General features: G+C 74.3%; 1 protein-coding gene. It reads right to left on the bottom strand.

Annotated elements, in window-relative coordinates:
- Window positions 1-135: 135 nt before the first annotated feature.
- A partial coding sequence (locus NBZ85_RS31480) for a RecB family exonuclease (protein WP_261563465.1) occupies window positions 136-886 on the bottom strand: 751 nt, incomplete at its 5' end.

Here is an 886-nt window from a genome sequence, read left to right on the forward strand (position 1 = left end):
GTTGATGACAGTCGCGGGCAGGAAAACTGCGAATAACCTCCAGCACCTGCCGACCGCTACCGGTTGGGACCGGGGACGCCGACGCGCGTGGAGCTGAGCGGTGTTCCGCGGAAGACCATGATCGCTATACCGTTGCTACGCCGCACCCGGTGGGCGGGCAGGGACAGGCGGCGCGAGCAGGGCGGCGAGTTCGTCCTCGGTGACCAGAGGCGGGCGGACGACGGCGCCGGTACGGACGTAGAGGAAGGCGGCGTCGACGGCGCTCGGGTCGACGCCGCGCAGCCGGGCCCAGGCCAGCCGGTAGACGGCGAGCTGGAGCTCGTCGGCAGGCGCCTGGCCGGTCTTCCAGTCGATCACCTCCCAGCGGCCGCGGCCGAGGTCGTAGACGGCATCGATGCGGCCGCGCACGATCCGACCGGCGAGGGGGAGCTCGAAGGGCTCCTCGATCGCGGCGGGCCGGCGTGAGCCGTACGGGGTCCGCAGGAACGCCTCCTGCAGCGAGCGCAGGTCATCGTCGGTGAGCTCGGCGTCCTGGGAGCCGGGCAGATCGTCGGCGTCGATCAGCGCCCGGTGGTCGAACAGTTCTTCCACCCAGGTGTGGAAGCGGCTGCCGCGGCGGGCCGCCGCGGCCGGCTGGCGCGGCAGCGGGCGGACGAGCTCCCGGGCGAACGCCGCCGGATCGGCCTGAAGCCGGACGATCTCGGACGCGGTGAGGTTCGCCGGCATCGGCACGTCGAGCTGTGGGACGCGGGCGGCCCGCTCCTCGGCGAGCAGCAGCTCCGCCTCCCGGTCCAGCTCGGCGAGCAGCGCCCGCTCGGCCGCAGCCAGCCCGGCCGGATCGGCCTGGGCCGCGGGGTCCACCCGAAACCCGGCCCCAGCCCCGGCC

This window comes from Frankia tisae (assembly GCF_025403405.1).
Taxonomy (GTDB): Bacteria; Actinomycetota; Actinomycetes; order Frankiales; family Frankiaceae; genus Frankia; species Frankia tisai.